Raw genomic sequence first — 15,443 nt, 5'->3', positions numbered from 1 at the left:
CGTTATTTGCTTCTACGCCGAGTCCTTTATTCCTGTGTTCGCCCGCACCAAAATTTCGTCGTACTTCGCGTCGTTGCGCGAGCTGGACAGCAGCGTGCCGATCCAGGCGGCCAAAAACCCGAGCGGGATGGAGACGATTCCCGGATTCGGCAGCGGGAACAACGCTTCTCCGACCAAAATCGCTTTTCCGGCAACCGGATTCCAGACGTTGGGGCTCAAAGCCACGAGAATCAGCGAACTGAACAGCCCGACCAGCATGCCGCTGACCGCCCCTGTTGTGTTAAACCGTTTCCAGAAGATCGTGAACAAAATGACGGGCAGGTTGGCGCTGGCCGCAACGGCGAAGGCAAGCGCGACGAGAAACGCCACATTCAAATTTTGGGCAAACAGCGCAAGTGCGATGGACACGACCGAAACCCCTACCGAAGCCCATTTCGCCATCTTCATTTGCTCTTTTTCCGTCGCTTTGCCCTGGCGGATGACGTGGCCGTAAAAATCGTGGGCAAACGCCGAGGCTGCGGTCAGCACCAATCCGGCCACGACGGCGAGAATCGTCGCGAAAGCAACGGCGGATACAAAGGCAAAGAGGAAGTTGCCGCCGAGTGCCTGGGCGAGCAGCGGAGCGCCCATGTTCCCGGCCGCATCCATGTTTTCCGCTCCTACAAACGCCGCTGCGCCAAAGCCGAGGAAGATCGTCATGATGTAGAAGAGGCCGATAATCCAGGTGGCGTAGACGACGGACTTGCGGGCAGTCGTCGCGTCTTTTACCGTAAAGAAGCGAATCAGGATGTGCGGCAGCCCGGCCGTTCCGAGCACCAGCGCCAGGTTGAGCGAGATCGTATCCAGCCCGACCTTGAACTTGTTGCCCGGATTGAGGAACTGCTCCCCGAGCGGCGTCGCCGTTTTCATCTGTTCAAACATCGTCATCAGGTTGAAATCAAACTTGGCAAAGACCATCAGCGAGATGATGAACGTGCCGACCATGAGCAGCACGGCTTTGACAATTTGCACCCACGAGGTTGCCGTCATGCCGCCAAACACGACGTAGACCGTCATCAGCGCCCCTACAATCAAAACAGAGGTCGTGTACTCCAGCCCGAGTAATAGCTTAATCAACGCCCCCGCCCCTACGAGCTGGGCGATCATGTAAAAAATCGAAATGGCGATGGAGTTCAGTGCAGCCACACCACGTACCTGCTTATTGTCAAAACGCGCAGCAATCATGTCCGCCATCGTGTATTTGCCGAGGTTGCGCAAAGGCTCCGCTACCAAGTAAAGCACGACGAGGTAGGCGACGAGAAAGCCGATGCTGTAAAAAAAGCCGTCAAACCCGCTTAATGCAATCATTCCGGCAATCCCGAGAAACGAAGCGGCAGACATGTAGTCGCCCGCAATCGCCAGCCCGTTTTGCCACCCTGTCAGCCCACCGCCCGCGGTGTAAAACTCGCTGGTCGTATTCGTCCGCTTGGAAGCGTAATACGTAATCACCAGCGTAAGCACGACAATTCCTAAAAAAAGTAAAAATGCCGTTACATTCATTTGCCCCCGCCCCCTGTCTCCCGCTTGATTTTCTCCACCAGCTCGTCAAAGCGCGCGGCCCGTTTGGTGTACAAAATACAGAGGCCCCAGGTCATGATGAATTGGGCAAAGGCGAACACCCACGCCCACGAAATCGCTCCAATCGCCGGCTGGTTGAGCACGGTGAAATAGGAGGTCAAGATCGGCAAAGTAAAGTAGAAGACAAAGAAGAAAATGGAAGATGGCAGGATGAACGCCCGTTTGCTGCGCAACAGCTCCTTGAAGGTGTCTGATTGGATGATCGCTGTGTAATCACTGCTATCCTGCTTCTGGCCCTGTGTTTTTGGAACCGAAAGCGGCTTGCTCATTGGAACCTCCCCCTCTTCAAACAAAAAATGTAAGCGCTTCCTCTATTGTAGGGAATCCGTTTTTGTTCGTGTGGCTTTTCGCGCAAGATGTCTGGGGGCGTGCGCCAACGGCCGATTTTGCATCGCGATCTGCAAGCGCCTCATTCTTCGAGCCGTCTCAGCAAATCTTTGGCCGAGGTTCGGGACACCGGGATGCGCGTCTTCGCCTCTCCTTTCAATAGCAGGTTGTAGGCGCCGTTGAACCACGGCTCCAGCTCGCTCACATAGTGCAGGTTGACCAGGTAGCTTTTGTGCGTGCGAAAAAAATCGTAGCCGGCAAGCTTTTCCATGAGCTGGGTCAGCGTCATCCGCGTGGAATACGTGTCGGTCTGGGTAATGATGCGCACGAGCCTCTCTTCTCGCACAGCGTAGACGATCGTGGCCGGATCGATCACGACCAGCCTGCTGTTGTCCTCCACGATCAGCTTGGAGCGCTTGGGAGCAGCCGGCTCCTGCCTAGGCTTGACCAGCCGCTCGCGGATGCGCTGCATCGTTTCCACCAGCCGCTTCGGCTCCGTCGGCTTCAGCAAATAATCGACGGCGTTCAGCTTGAAGGCGTCTACGGCAAACGTCTCATACGCCGTACAGAAGACGATGAGCGGCTGCGGCTTGCGGGCGGCCAGCATTCTCGCGGCCTGTGCCCCTTCCAGCTCCGGCATTTTCATATCGAGAAAAACGACGTCCGGCTCGTGCTCGTCGACCATTTCCAGCAACTCCCGGCCGTTGGTCGCGTAGGGAAGCAGCTCGACATCCCCTTCCTGTTGCAACAAATAGCTCAACTCTTCACGTGCAAGTCGTTCGTCTTCTGCAATCATGATACGAATCGGCATCAGGCACTCACCTCTTTTTTGATTGGAATCGCAAATGTGATCGAACTGCCGCCTTCTGGCCTGTTGGCAAAATGCAGTTGCGCATCCGGGCCTTGCAAACTGATGAGCCGCTGGTTGACGTTGTGGACCCCGATGCCGTTTCCGTCCTTGCGCTCCATCGGAATTTTGCCCAGGAGCGGAAGCAGTTCCTCCGGGAATCCTCGGCCGTTGTCCTCGATCGTAAACACGATGGCATGGCCTTGCCGCTTTACGCGCAGGCTGATTTCCCCGCCTGCCCCCATGTCGCGCAAGCCGTGGTGAATACAGTTTTCAATCAGCGGCTGCAAGGTGCCGGGCGGCATGAGCGCGTCTTCCACGCCGGGATCAACGGACGTATGCACGGCGAACTGCTCGGAAAAGCGGATGCGGATAATCTCCAAATAAGCGTGCAGATGCTCCAACTCCTGGCCGACCGTGACCAGCGTGCTCGACGTGAGCTTCAGATTGAAGCGCATGAACACGCTAAGCTGAATGGTCATATGGCGGGCGAGCTGCGGGTCGATCCGGATCAAGGTCACGATCGAATTGAGCGTGTTGAACAAAAAGTGCGGGTGAATTTGCGCCTGCAGCATTCGCAGCTCCGCGTCCTTCATCAGCCCTTTCATCTGCTCGGCGAGCGACAGCGTCAACTGGTTGGAGATGAGGTTACCAAGCCCTTTTGCCAGCGCCTCCTGAACTTTGCCGATTTGCTGGGGACGGCGAAAATACAGCTTGATTAAGCCGACGACGCTTCCCCCTTCTTTGATCGGAACGAGTATGGCGGCTTGCAGTTGGCATTGCTTGCGCTTGCAGCCGAGCATCTCCCGGCCCACGCCCTTGTCGATCGAGCCGCTGGCCAGCACGCGCTGCTCCAGATCGCTCTGAACCGTTTCTCCGGGCAAGTGATGGTCGGCCCCGGCGCCGACGTGGGCCAGTACGCGCTCCCGGTCCGTCACGGCTACTGCGATCGCTTTCGCCTCGCGTTGCAGCACGAGCGCCGCTGCTTGCGCTGTCTGCGGCGTCAGCCCCATTTTCAACTGCGGCAAAATACGCTGAGCAATCGTGAACGCACGCTCAGCCTCCAACGCAGCGGAGCGCTCCTCTTCTTGCAAGGCGACGCGAATCATCGTCGTAAAAATGGCAATCGAAATGCTGTTCGTAAGCACCATCGGAATGCCAATGACATTGACCATCGTGCGAACCAGCTCCGGCGGTCCTGACATAATCAATAGCAGCGACATCTGGATCACGGGAGCAAACATGCCGATAAACAGCGCTTTGGAGGGCGAGATCACCCGTTCTTGCGAAAAAAACCGCGCCACATAACCTGCCAACAGCCCTGTGAGCGGAACGGACAAGCCCATGGGAACCGCGGCAAAACCGCCCAACTGATACAAGTGCAGGCCTGCAATAATCCCCGCTCCCAGCCCGACCATCGGCCCGCCCAGAAGCCCTCCGATCACGACGCCGACCAGCGTGGAATTGGCAACGATCTCCTCTCCTGCAAGCGAAAAAATCCAAAAGCCCGGGATGTACCCGTCTTTGTGCACCACCACGCCCGCATACGTGCCCGCGATGCCGAACAAGCCGAACATCATCGAAAAAGCGATGGAGGTTCCAAGGTGCAGCTCCCGGTCCAAAAGCTGCCGGAACAGCGGAATCCGCGTCAGGATAAACCCGAGCGTCAAGAGAATGCCCATCCGTTCGATGAGCAGCAGCGTGAGATTGTCCACGGCTTCCTCCTGTTTATGTTGAAATCTTCTATAAATTCCGCATTTATTTCGAATTCCCTGCTGGACAGACAATCAAGCTGGGCGTTTTGCATACGCTGAGTGTGCAATGCTTCATGGGAAGGGTGATGGAAACATGTGTGGAATCGTAGGTTGGATTGATTGGGAAAAGGACCTTTCCCAGGAACGTCCGGTACTGCAAAAAATGACCCGGTGCCTCACGGATCGCGGGCCTGACGCCGACGGGTTTTGGCTGACTCCGCGGGCCGCCCTCGGTCATCGTCGCCTCGTCGTGGTAGACCCGGCAGGCGGGCAACAGCCGATGACGGCTCTCAAAAGCGAACATGCCTGCACGATGATTTACAACGGGGAGCTGTACAACACGGAAGACTTGCGGCAGGAGCTGCTCGCCTGCGGCCATACTTTTCAGTCCCATTCGGATACGGAGGTGCTGCTGCACACGTATCTGGAATGGGGCACGGACTGCCTCTCCAAGCTGAACGGTATTTTCGCTTTTGCGATCTGGGACGATCGGGCACAGCAATTGTTTGTCGCACGCGACCGACTGGGTGTCAAGCCGCTGTTTTACGCGCAGAGAGGCAGCTCGTTTTTGCTCGCCTCCGAATTAAAAGCGCTGCTGGCCCACCCCGATGTACGGCCGGAGCTGTCGCGGGAAGGGCTCGCGGAAGTGTTTGGCATCAGCCCCGCGCGCACGCCGGGCCATGGCGTGTTCCATAACGTGCACGAAGTACGTCCGGGCTGCTTCCTCACCGTCACGCGCGACCGGGTCAAACAGGAGCGATACTGGCAGTTGGAAAGCCGTCCGCATACCGACGACCTGGACACGACGACAGCGCGCGTCAGAGAGCTCGTCGTCGATTCCATCCAGCGCCAGTTGGTAGCGGACGTCCCTGTCGCGACCCTCCTGTCCGGCGGGCTTGACTCCAGCGTCATTACGGCTGTGGCCGCCGACTATTTCAAAAAAGAAGGCCGCGGAACGCTCCACAGCTACTCCATCGACTATGTAGACAACGACAAGCATTTCAAAGCGAGCGCTTTTCAGCCGAACGAGGATGCGCCGTATGTGCAGCTCGTTTCCAAATTTTTGGGCACCGCGCACCATACGATCGAATTTGATACGGCTGAGCTGATCGATGCCTTGAAAACAGCGACGCTCGCCCGCGACCTGCCAGGGATGGCGGACGTGGACGCCTCGCTCTACCTGTTTTGCCGCGAGATCAAAAAAGAGACGACGGTTGTCCTCTCCGGCGAATGCGCAGATGAAGTGTTCGGCGGCTACCCGTGGTTTCACCGGGAGGAGCTGCTTACCGCCGGGACCTTCCCTTGGTCGCGGGCGGTGAAGGAACGGGCCTCGTGGCTTGCGCCCGAGCTGCGAGCCTGGGTCAAACCGGAGGAATACGTCGCGATGCGCTATGCGGAATCGCTCGACGAAGTGCCGCACTTGCCGGGTGAGGACCCGCTGGAAGCACGCCGCCGGGAAATGTTTTACCTCAATATTACGTGGTTCATGAATACGCTGCTCGATCGCAAGGACCGGATGAGTATGGCGGCCAGCCTGGAAGCGCGCGTGCCTTTTTGCGACCATCGGATCGTCGAGTACGTCTGGAATATCCCCTGGGAAATGAAAACGTACGGCAATCGCGAAAAAGGGATTTTGCGCAAGGCGATGGAAGGCATTCTCCCCGACGAAGTGCTGTACCGCAAAAAAAGCCCGTATCCGAAAACGCACAACCCGTCCTACACCGAAGCCGTCCGCACCTGGCTGCTTGATACTTTGAACGACCCGAGCTCGCCGCTGCTGCGGTTGGTCGATGTCCCCGTCATTCGCAAAATTGCCGAGTCGGACGCCCAGGCTTCCAGCATACCGTTCTTCGGTCAGCTCATGAGCACGCCGCAGCTTTTCGCCTACCTGGGCCAGCTAGACTACTGGCTGCGCGAATACAAGGTCACGATCAAGGCTTAACGTAACGATGGCAACCGTGCAAAAGCAAAGCTCCTCGACCCCATGGTTATGGGGTTTTGAGGAGCTTTTTCTTTCCTTTGCTCTTTTTCTTTTTGGCCTGCTTTGCCTCGGGCTTCGCTGCAGGGTGCAAGACCGGCTTCGGCGCCGGCTTCGGCGTCGCCTTCAAAGCGGCGGCAGGCGGACGGTATCGCACGTCACCTTCGCGGCCGGACCGCTTCATGATCGTAAACGCATCGGTTTCTCCCGCGCGGATCAAGCGGTAATCCACTCTCGTCTTCTTTTCTCCCCCGACGAGGATCGCTGCCACCACTCGCTGGTTGGGGCAGTTCGCTTTGACTTGTACAGACTGTACCGTGTTCGGAAACGGCGGGACCGCGCCATACGGGATACACAGCTTTCCTTTTAGCATCCGCAGGCGGAGGTTGCGAATCATCGCCTCTGTCAGTTGCTTGCCCCAATACCTGCGAAAGATGCGGGAGATTTTCCGCTTCGTGTTGTATTTGTCGGGCAAGGGCGTGTAATCGACGCCATTTACGGTGTAGACGACCTTTCCTCGCGGCGACGTGGCGATCTGTGTCCAGACTTGCTCGGCCGAGCTGATAAACTGCTTGAACATGCGCCATTCATCCAACGATTTCACCTCCTCCATAAACCGTATGGAGAAGGGCTTATGCTAGTACGCCCTTTTTATTTGGCGAGCTTCACAACGTCCACACGCCCGGAGAAAAAGGTCGCGCCGCCGCCCATGTCGGCAACCCGATCAGGGGTGAGCGCGTTCACGTAATGCTTGGCCTGCGGGGCATCTGCCCACAAGCCTTGGCTGACGACCACGCCCGGCAAAACATTTTCGCCGACGGATACGACCAGCTCGCATTCTCCCCGCTCATTCCAGACGCGCACCGTGTCCCCATCCGCAATCCCGGCGGCGAGCGCATCCGCGCTGTTCATATGCAGGCGAGGAATTTTCTCCATCTTGACGTGCTTGTCATTGTTGGAAAACGTCGAGTTCAAAAAGTTATGGTTCGGGCCGGGAATGAATCGGTACGGATAAGCGTCGTCCGTCAGAAGCGGCGTATATGTCGGCAAGGCCGGATAGCCTCTGTCTGCCATCGCCTGCGAGTACAGCTCGATTTTTCCGCTCGGAGTTGCCAGGCGGCCAGCAAAGTACGAATCGACCTTGGCCTTCATGAAGTTTCGTTCCGCGAGCGTCTCGAAGTCGATTCCTTCCAGATGCGGATTGCCGTGCCCCTGCAGCGCCTGGCGAATCATCTCCTCGTCGGAATCGCGGAAGGCAGGCTCGTCGTAGCCCATGGCAGCAGCGAGCAAGCGGAACAGTTCCGTGTTGGACTTGCTCTCGCCATACGGGGCGAGAACCGGCTTTTGCAACTGAATGTAGTGGTGCCAGTAGCTTGTGTAAAAGTCCATGTTTTCGTACGAGGACGTAGCGGGCAACACGATGTCGGCATAGCGAGCCGTCTCGGTCAAAAACAGATCGTGGACAACGGTGAACAAATCTTCCCGCGCAAGCCCTTGTCTGACCTTGTTGCCATCCGGAGCGACAATCGCCGGGTTGCTCGTGTACACAAACAGCGACTTCACAGGTGGATTCGCTTCCAGAAGCGCTTTGCCCAGCTCGTTCATGTTGATGACGCGGGTGTTTTTGTCGGCGAGCAAATCCGGCCGCTGCAACGCGTTTTTGTTGTGCTCCAAAAATCCTTTGTTGCCCTTGATCGCGCCCCCGCCCCGCACGAGCCACTGTCCGGTGAGCGCGGGCAGACAGGCGATCGTCCGCACGCACATGCCGCCGTTGTCGTGATGCTGAATGCCGTTGCCGATGCGGATAAAGGCTGGCGACGTCTGCCCGTACCAGCGCGCCAGCTTGTAAATATCGTCAACCGGGACGCCCGTAATCGCGGACACAGTAGCCGGGTCGTACGCTTTTACGTGCTCCCTCAGCTCTTCGTGGCCGACCGTGTACGTTTGCAAAAAGGCGGAATCGACCAAGTTTTCTGCGAACAGGACGTGCATAAGTCCGAGCGCCAGGGCGGTATCGGTCCCGGGCAAAATCGGGATGAACCAGTCGGCCCAGCGTCCTGTCTGGTTTTTATGGACGTCGATGACGACGATTTTCGCGCCGTTTTTCCGCGCCTGCTCGGCAAGCACGACCTGGTGCATGTTCGTGCTGACCGTGTTGATGCCCCACATGATGAACAGCTTGGCGTGTACCGTGTCCTCAGGGTCGGTCCCGAAAGCGCCGCCCATCGTGAAGTTGTAGCCGACCGCTCCTGCGCTGTTGCAAATCGTGCGGTCGAGAATGCTCGCGCCCATGCGGTGGAAAAAGCGCCGATCCATGCCTTCCACATTGATCCGGCCCATATTTCCGTAAAAGCTGTACGGCAAAATGGACTCGGGGCCGTCCGCATCAATCAAGGTACGCCAGCGCGAAGCAATCGTTTCGATCGCTTCCTCCCAGGTGATGCGGACAAATTCGCCGCTGCCTTTTTTCCCGACTCGCTTGAGCGGATAGGCCAGCCGCTTGGGATCGTAGAGGCGCGCCGCCATGTTGCGCACTTTGTTGCAAATGTTTCCTCTCGTCACCGGATGGTTCGGATCGCCCTCGATTTTTACCAACTTGCCATCCTGCTTGTGAAGCAACAGTCCGCACTGATCTGGGCAATCCAGGGAGCAGACGGCAGGAAATACGCCATTCTCCTCTGTCGTAAAAGTCACGGTAGTCCCTCTTTCGTCGTTTGCTTTTTTTGGTTGTTCGCTGCAAGCTGCCACAAGCTCTAAATCCATGTAACCAGATCGCGTAACATTACTTTTCTATGTATTTTAGCATGAGTGGTGAGCATTTTCGCTACCGAAAACGCCGCGGCCTGCACTTGCGAGTCGGTCCATATAAAAAACCGCCTGAAAATCAGGCGGTTTTGTCTTATCCTATCCAGCAGGAAATGCTATAAGCCAGGTTCTGTCTCTCCCGTGCTGCAAGCGGGACGTATCCCTCGCACCAAGAGCGGTAGCCATCTATCTATGGCATCCGAAGATACCATCCGTCCCTTCCGTTTGATTCCTTCAGGACGGTTCCCCTACCAAATTTGGGTTTCTCGCTCGCAGGGTTTACCGCGTTCCATCTTTTCTGTCGCCAGAAAAGCTACGTTTCTGTGGCACTTTCAGCGTACTCGGGCCTCAGAGAGAGCCCTTTCCACGCCGTCAGCGAGGCTTGCGCCTCACTGCCCTGGCTTGCGCCAGGTACGAACACTCCAAGCATCTCAGCTTGGGCGAGCCTGGACTTTCCTCTACCGCCAATCGCCGAGACGATTGCGGCAGCGGCTACCCGCATTTCCTGCATTTCAGAATCAGTACTACATACTCTATCATACAGCTCATGTGCGGTCAACCAGCAGAACCTGGAACGTTCCCATTCGATCCTTTTGCCAACCTGTAGTACAATGAAAGAAGCGACAAGGAGGGTTGACCGTGATAACCATTACCCCACAGGCGGCAGCGCGCCTTGCCTTGATGATCGCGGAAGAGCGTGACGCAGACAAGCTGGGGATCAGGCTCGTTCCTACAACGACAGGCTGCGGCAGCTTTACCTACAGCATTGCCATCACCGAAGCGGAAAAGCACGATCAGGTCCAGGTCATCAACGAAGTCCGCTTTTTTTACCAGCCGCAAGACGTAGACAAGCTCCTTGGGACTGTCATCGATTGCGATCCTGTCACGGGGCGTTTTTCCATTCTCCATCCCCGGCCGCAAGAGGCAAATTGCCCGCATACTCACTGACCAGGAGGTTATTATGCTACTGCTTTCGTTCGAAAACATCAAGCCCAACATTCATCCAACTGTTTTCCTCGCCAAAGGCTCCGTCGTGTCGGGAGACGTGGAAATCGGCGAGGATTCTTCCATTTGGTACAACACCGTCATTCGCGGCGACATCGCGCCGACCATCATCGGCAAACGAGTGAGCGTGCAAGACAACAGCACGCTGCACCAAAGCCCGAACAACCCGTTGATTCTCGAAGACGAAGTAACGGTCGGACACAATGCCGTCCTGCACAGTTGCATCGTCCGCCGCGGCGCCTTGATCGGCATGGGCGCGATTGTGCTGGACCGCGCCGAGATCGGCGAGGAAGCGATGGTCGCGGCTGGCGCACTCGTCCCGCCCGGCATGAAAGTGCCGCCCCGCACGCTCGTAGTCGGCAACCCGGCGAAGATCAAGCGGGAGCTGACCGAAGCAGACTTCAAAGAGCTGGTGCGCATCCGCCAGTCTTACGTCGACAAAGGAAAAATGTACCGCAAGCTGGAAGAAAGCCCGCTGGAACGGTAGAGCATAGAGACGAAAGGTCGAGGACATCCGTACCCTCGACCTTTTTTAGTCGCGATATCTGCCCATCACGATCGTATTGTAGTAGTTGCCGTCGGAAAGCAGTTTGTCCTGTTTCAAAACGCCCTCCACTTCAAAGCCAAGCCGCTCGTACAGCCGGATCGCTTTCTCATTCGTTTCCAGGACGTGCAGCGTCATTTTTTTCACGCCAGTTCGATCCGCCCACGCGATTGATTCGTGCAACAAATGTTTTCCGATGCCGTATCCCCAAAAAGCTTGCAGGACTCCTACGCCAAACTCCACCTTGTGCGCGAATCTTTTCAGCGGGCTGCCTGCGCAACGCGAAAACGCGACGATCTGCCCCTCTGCCACCGCCACCAGAAACAGGTTGCGGCTGCTCGCGGCGTCAGCGCGAATCAGCTCGCTGAACCCGGCTTCGTCGATGTAGTCTTCGCCTTTTTCCCGGTCCAGATTTTCCGTCTCGCCGTCGATTTGCAGCCGCAGCGCGGACAGCTCGCCCGCGTCCTGTTCCGTTGCGGAGCGGATCGTGTAAGTCAGCCCATTGACGGTAAAATCGCGCTTTTCGATTCGCATGCTGCCCCTCCCTCTCTGTTTGGAGTTGATAAACTCTGCTGCGCTCGTCCATTTTTTCACAAAAAAGCCCTCAAGCGAACGAGTATTGGAAATTTTACCAAAACAAAGGAAATGGCGCAATTGTTTTGGCAACTCCTGGCATGGAGAAAAAAGAGCAGCGTATCCATTCATTAAGAGGACACTCTGCTCTTTTCCTGCCCGCCCGCTCGTGTTCAGGCGGAGCGCTGCCGCTCCACTTCACGAATATGCTCAAACAGCATATAGGAACGAATCGCCGTCTCCAGGTGCAGGCGATCCGGCTCTTTTGTCGTGAAGTGCTTCTGAAAAAAAGCGGACAGCTTGTAAAGCACGCCGCAATATTTGCGCACGTAGCGATCCCCAAACATCCCGACGAACAGGCCGCCCACGCCGCAGACAACGCTCCACTCCAGCGGCAAAAACCAGACCGAGAGCAAAAATCCGACGAAAAACCAGACGACCAGATTGGTCGAGCAGCCGTCGTTGACGATATCGGCTTTGGCGATTTGCGGCAAGGCCGCCAGCGATTTTTTGCCTGTATAGCTAAAGACTTTATGTTCTGCACCGTGAAACTTTTTCATCATTTTTGGAAAAACAAAATGAAAGCCGCCGATGTAAACCGCTACCCACAGCGGATCTATAACCGCCCACGCCGGATTGACCAGGGCTGCGACCACATAGCAGGCAAGCAGCAGATGAAAAAGCTGATAATACCAGGGAAAGGAGAAAAAAATCCGATACCACAGCTTGCCGATCGTCTTGAGCGTAATTTTTTCCGCCCACATATGGATGACGCCGTCTTTTACTTCGGCACAAGCAAGCACGTTTCGATCATGAAAAAGCACACCGCGTCCAAAAGACATCCCCATAATCATGCCGTTAGCTATTCTCCTTCCGCTCTAATGTCGTTATAATAGGTTGAGTTGTACGCAGAATGAAGGAGGTTTCCACAATTGATCCGCATGGTTCCAACAACACCAATCACACCGATACACGATCCATGGGAGCCGTTGTTTAATGCGACACCGCCCGCTTACAAGCTTACCAGCGTGGAGTTTACGGTAACGAATCTGTGCAATCTCCGCTGCGAGCATTGCGCGGTTGGCGATACATTGCGATATAAAGACGATCCCGCCCTGCCTGTCGATCTGATCCTGCGCCGTCTGGACGAAGCCAAGGATTTGCTTACGCTAAGTATAACAGGCGGGGAACCGATGTACAGCGAACGAACTGTAAAGGAAGTCATCCTGCCGATCCTGCGCTACGCAGCAGACCGCGGACTGCGCACACAGATCAACTCGAACATGTCGATGCCGTTTTCCCGCTACGAGCTGATTTTGCCTTACATAGATGTGATGCACATTTCCTGGAACTGGTCTACGCCAGAGGAATTTCATGATATTGTTTACGCAAAAGCAAGGCAAACGGTTTCAATCAAACAGGCAGAAGCGCAGTTTGAGCGCATCATGGAAAATTCCCGCAAGCTCGCTGCAGCAGGCGTGTTCGTCTCCGCGGAGACGATGCTCAATCATCGGACGTGGCCGAAGCTCGATACACTGCATCGGCAAATTCAGGAAATGGGCAGCCGCAGGCACGAGGTTCACCCGATGTACGCCAGCGACTTTGCCCGCGACCTGAACGTGCTGTCTTTGGATGAGCTGCGCCAGGCGATTCACCGGATGCTCGACATTCGCAACGAAAACTTGTGGATGCTGTTCGGGACTCTCCCCTTTTTCGCCTGCAGCCCTGATCCGGCAGACCGAGAGCTGATCCAAAGACTGCGAACAGCGAAAAATGTGACCACCCGCAATGATCCGGATGGTCGGAATCGCTTGAATATCAACATTTTTACGGGCGATGTGATCGTGACCGACTTCGGCGATGTCGAGCCGCTCGGCAATATCCAGGACGCTCAGCTTCAACATATGTTTGACGCCTGGCAGCGCCATTCGTTGAACCAGAAGATCAACTGCTTCTGTCCCGCGGCCAAATGCGCCGGGCCGAACCTGCTCGTTGCCAACACTTACTACCCGGAGACGGACTTCACGTTGCGCAAGGCACTCGTCTAGTTGGGCACGCTAAGGCGAGAGGTGATATCCATGAGCAGACGAAAACGTCCTCTCGTCCCAGGTGCCAGAGCAGGGCTCGATGCCTTGAAAGCGCAAGTCGCCCATGTCGCCGATCCGAACCAGGCGAAGTATGAAGTGGCTTCCGAGCTTCACGTCCCGCTGCAGCGCGGCTACAACGGCCAGCTCAGCTCACACGACGCAGGCCGGATCGGCGGCAGGCTGGGCGGCAGCATGGTAAAGGAAATGGTGCGGATGGCCGCGCAAGCCATGAATCAAAAATCGTAACGGCCTCACGCCTTGGGAACCCTGTCTTTTGCTGAAAGCGAGCGGCGGGGTTCTTTTTCGATCAATCGCGCCCTCCCCAACAGCATGCTGGCAGCCAGGCTGATGAAAATCAGTAGCATCCCGGAGAAAAACACGCCGTGCAAAGCCTCGCTGAATACGTGCTGCACGGCCGCGAGCGACTCGGGCGCAAGCGCACTGCGAAGCTGCTCGTCCAGCAGAAGCTTCGGATCGGCAAGGGCGGCAAGCTGCTCAGCAGACAGCGTGGAGTCTGCCATACCGCTCACCTCGTTCATCCCCGCCTGCATGCGCCACGCCAAAATCGTTCCGAATACGCTGATGCCCATCGTCCCGCCAATCGAGCGAAAAAATTGCGAGGTCGACATGGCGACGCCGCGTGCCTCGGGCGGAACCGCACTTTGGGCTGCTGTACCGAGCGCCGGGAAGACTGCTCCCATCCCAAGCCCCGTCACGATCATGGAAACCAAAAGCTGGCTGTTTGGCGTGGTTGCCTGAAGCTGGCCTAAAAGGTAAAAGCCAATCGCTATCAAGACCAGACTCGGAACCAGAATCGCGCGAAACGAAGCTTTGGCCAGCAGCCTTCCGCCAATGGCAGAAGACACTGCCACGGACAGCATGAGCGGTGTCAGCATATACCCCGCCTCCGCCGGACTTGCTCCGCGCACGCCCTGGACGAACAGCGGAATGTAAGCAATGGCACCAAATAGCGCTGCGCTCACGAAAAAGCCTGCGATATTTCCGAAGCCGATGGCCGGAATCCGAAACAGCGAGAGCGGCAAAAGCGGCTCCTTCGCCTTGCTTTCAACCCAGATGAACAGCCCCGTCAAAAGCAGACCCGTACCGAACAAGCCGAGAACCGGCCATGAGCCCCATGCGTCATGCCGCTCCCCTCCGATCACCAGGGCGAGCAAAATCGCAAGGACAGCGGCGCTCAGGCTGATGGCTCCGTACCAGTCAATCTGCGGCTTTTTGTCGCGAATCGTTTTCCCGCGCCACGCCAGTGCGATGAGCAGAAAGGCGGGAATGCCGATCGGCAGATTGAGAAAGAAAATCCAGCCCCAGTCCCACTTCTCCACTATGATCCCTCCCAGCGTCGGACCGACCATGCTCGCCAAAGCGAACACCGCTCCGAACAAGCCCTGGAATTTTCCGCGTTGCTCGGGTGGGTACAGCTCGCCGACAATCGTAAAGGCAATCGGCAGCAAAGCCCCGGCCCCCAAGCCTTGCACTCCCCGGGCGGTAATCAGCTCCATCATCGAGCCTGACCATCCGCACAAGAGCGACCCCGCCAAAAACAGCGCCAACCCGCTCAAATAGACAATCCGCGTGCCAAACAAATCGGCGAGCTTTCCGTAAATCGGCATCGTGATCGTCGAAGCGAGCATGTAGATCGCAAACACCCAACTGTAGAGCGACAATCCTGCCCATTCTTTTGTAATCGTCGGCATGGCCGTGGCCACGATCGTCTGATCCAGCGACGCCAACACCAGACCAAGCAGCAAGCCTGCCGTCACCAGATTCACCTGACGCTTTTGTTCCTTCATCTCGTCCCCTCCCTTTTTTGTAAAACCGTCGTTGACAGCTTCAAAAATATAAGGGAAATCGCGAAAAATGAATAGACTTTTTCTTTGCGATCGGTTAT

The 15,443-nt window shown here is 56.5% G+C and carries 14 protein-coding genes and 1 other RNA gene; 5 read left to right on the top strand and 10 right to left on the bottom strand.

From position 1 onward, the window contains the following. Nucleotides 1-12 precede the first annotated feature (12 nt). The 4 genes from AC3WQH_RS02010 to AC3WQH_RS01995 form a co-directional block, all read right to left on the bottom strand. On the bottom strand, nt 13-1,539 hold the full coding sequence (locus tag AC3WQH_RS02010) for a solute symporter family protein (RefSeq protein WP_005832888.1): 1,527 nt from the start codon (nt 1,537-1,539) through the stop codon (nt 13-15). Next, nucleotides 1,536-1,886: a DUF485 domain-containing protein gene (locus tag AC3WQH_RS02005; protein WP_005832890.1), complete on the bottom strand. Its 351-nt coding sequence runs from the start codon at nt 1,884-1,886 to the stop codon at nt 1,536-1,538. Before AC3WQH_RS02005 ends, AC3WQH_RS02010 begins: the two co-directional genes overlap by 4 nt. Before the next feature lie 140 nt (nt 1,887-2,026). Then, on the bottom strand, nt 2,027-2,755 hold the full coding sequence (locus tag AC3WQH_RS02000) for a LytR/AlgR family response regulator transcription factor (RefSeq protein WP_005832892.1): 729 nt from the start codon (nt 2,753-2,755) through the stop codon (nt 2,027-2,029). Beyond that, the gene (locus tag AC3WQH_RS01995) at nt 2,755-4,506 is read right to left on the bottom strand and encodes a LytS/YhcK type 5TM receptor domain-containing protein (RefSeq protein ID WP_007785095.1); all 1,752 of its coding nucleotides are present in this window, start codon (nt 4,504-4,506) and stop codon (nt 2,755-2,757) included. Before AC3WQH_RS01995 ends, AC3WQH_RS02000 begins: the two co-directional genes overlap by 1 nt. 133 nt (nt 4,507-4,639) lie before the next feature. Between AC3WQH_RS01995 and asnB the strand changes: the two genes are divergently transcribed. After that, nucleotides 4,640-6,487, top strand: coding sequence for an asparagine synthase (glutamine-hydrolyzing) (gene asnB / locus AC3WQH_RS01990; protein ID WP_007785093.1), 1,848 nt, complete (start codon nt 4,640-4,642; stop codon nt 6,485-6,487). A 46-nt stretch (nt 6,488-6,533) separates the two neighbouring features. On the opposite strand, the gene AC3WQH_RS01985 is transcribed toward asnB, so the two are convergent. From AC3WQH_RS01985 to rnpB, 3 genes are all read right to left on the bottom strand, one after another. Next, the gene (locus AC3WQH_RS01985) at nt 6,534-7,127 is read right to left on the bottom strand and encodes a DL-endopeptidase inhibitor IseA family protein (protein ID WP_235694761.1); all 594 of its coding nucleotides are present in this window, start codon (nt 7,125-7,127) and stop codon (nt 6,534-6,536) included. A 47-nt stretch (nt 7,128-7,174) separates the two neighbouring features. After that, nucleotides 7,175-9,217 (bottom strand): molybdopterin-containing oxidoreductase family protein, encoded by a 2,043-nt coding sequence (locus AC3WQH_RS01980; RefSeq protein ID WP_492331884.1) that lies wholly within the window; start codon nt 9,215-9,217, stop codon nt 7,175-7,177. Nucleotides 9,218-9,442: 225 nt separating this feature from the next. Beyond that, nucleotides 9,443-9,832, bottom strand: an RNA gene (gene rnpB, locus AC3WQH_RS01975) — RNase P RNA component class B. Between the two features lie 135 nt (nt 9,833-9,967). Here rnpB and AC3WQH_RS01970 point away from each other — a divergent pair. Next, nucleotides 9,968-10,276, top strand: coding sequence for a HesB/IscA family protein (locus AC3WQH_RS01970; RefSeq protein WP_025848379.1), 309 nt, complete (start codon nt 9,968-9,970; stop codon nt 10,274-10,276). Nucleotides 10,277-10,289: 13 nt separating this feature from the next. Next, on the top strand, nt 10,290-10,820 hold the full coding sequence (locus tag AC3WQH_RS01965) for a gamma carbonic anhydrase (protein ID WP_007785089.1): 531 nt from the start codon (nt 10,290-10,292) through the stop codon (nt 10,818-10,820). 45 nt (nt 10,821-10,865) lie between these two features. Here the strand turns inward: AC3WQH_RS01965 and AC3WQH_RS01960 are convergent, their stop codons facing one another. Together AC3WQH_RS01960 and AC3WQH_RS01955 are read right to left on the bottom strand one after the other, a co-directional pair. Next, nucleotides 10,866-11,411 carry a GNAT family N-acetyltransferase gene (locus AC3WQH_RS01960; RefSeq protein WP_007785087.1) on the bottom strand — a complete coding sequence of 182 codons (546 nt, stop codon included), beginning with the start codon at nt 11,409-11,411 and terminating at the stop codon, nt 10,866-10,868. A 212-nt stretch (nt 11,412-11,623) separates the two neighbouring features. Continuing rightward, nucleotides 11,624-12,304 (bottom strand): DUF1385 domain-containing protein, encoded by a 681-nt coding sequence (locus AC3WQH_RS01955; RefSeq protein WP_005832905.1) that lies wholly within the window; start codon nt 12,302-12,304, stop codon nt 11,624-11,626. A 78-nt stretch (nt 12,305-12,382) separates the two neighbouring features. Here AC3WQH_RS01955 and yfkAB point away from each other — a divergent pair, with 78 nt between their 5' ends. Together yfkAB and AC3WQH_RS01945 are read left to right on the top strand one after the other, a co-directional pair. Then, a complete protein-coding gene (gene yfkAB / locus AC3WQH_RS01950; RefSeq protein ID WP_005832907.1) occupies nt 12,383-13,498 on the top strand; it encodes a radical SAM/CxCxxxxC motif protein YfkAB in 1,116 nt (371 codons plus the stop codon). Between the two features lie 30 nt (nt 13,499-13,528). Then, nucleotides 13,529-13,783: an alpha/beta-type small acid-soluble spore protein gene (locus tag AC3WQH_RS01945; RefSeq protein ID WP_026557020.1), complete on the top strand. Its 255-nt coding sequence runs from the start codon at nt 13,529-13,531 to the stop codon at nt 13,781-13,783. Between the two features lie 5 nt (nt 13,784-13,788). On the opposite strand, the gene AC3WQH_RS01940 is transcribed toward AC3WQH_RS01945, so the two are convergent. Then, nucleotides 13,789-15,345: an MDR family MFS transporter gene (locus tag AC3WQH_RS01940; protein WP_007785082.1), complete on the bottom strand. Its 1,557-nt coding sequence runs from the start codon at nt 15,343-15,345 to the stop codon at nt 13,789-13,791. Nucleotides 15,346-15,443 lie beyond the last annotated feature (98 nt).

This window comes from Brevibacillus sp. FW301-21C12A, from assembly GCF_058788915.1.
Note: the sequence above shows the minus strand (reverse complement) of the source record. Positions and strands in the feature narration are given on the sequence as shown.

What these genes read in the sequence shown, in the direction of transcription:
- asnB (WP_007785093.1), top strand. Translation starts at nt 4,640, where the DNA reads ATGTGTGGAATCGTAGGTTGGATTGATTGGGAAAAGGACCTTTCCCAG.
- AC3WQH_RS01955 (WP_005832905.1), bottom strand. Translation starts at nt 12,304, where the DNA reads ATGATTATGGGGATGTCTTTTGGACGCGGTGTGCTTTTTCATGATCGA.
- AC3WQH_RS02010 (WP_005832888.1), bottom strand. Translation starts at nt 1,539, where the DNA reads ATGAATGTAACGGCATTTTTACTTTTTTTAGGAATTGTCGTGCTTACG.
- AC3WQH_RS02005 (WP_005832890.1), bottom strand. Translation starts at nt 1,886, where the DNA reads ATGAGCAAGCCGCTTTCGGTTCCAAAAACACAGGGCCAGAAGCAGGAT.
- AC3WQH_RS02000 (WP_005832892.1), bottom strand. Translation starts at nt 2,755, where the DNA reads ATGCCGATTCGTATCATGATTGCAGAAGACGAACGACTTGCACGTGAA.
- AC3WQH_RS01965 (WP_007785089.1), top strand. Translation starts at nt 10,290, where the DNA reads ATGCTACTGCTTTCGTTCGAAAACATCAAGCCCAACATTCATCCAACT.
- AC3WQH_RS01940 (WP_007785082.1), bottom strand. Translation starts at nt 15,345, where the DNA reads ATGAAGGAACAAAAGCGTCAGGTGAATCTGGTGACGGCAGGCTTGCTG.
- AC3WQH_RS01960 (WP_007785087.1), bottom strand. Translation starts at nt 11,411, where the DNA reads ATGCGAATCGAAAAGCGCGATTTTACCGTCAATGGGCTGACTTACACG.
- AC3WQH_RS01945 (WP_026557020.1), top strand. Translation starts at nt 13,529, where the DNA reads ATGAGCAGACGAAAACGTCCTCTCGTCCCAGGTGCCAGAGCAGGGCTC.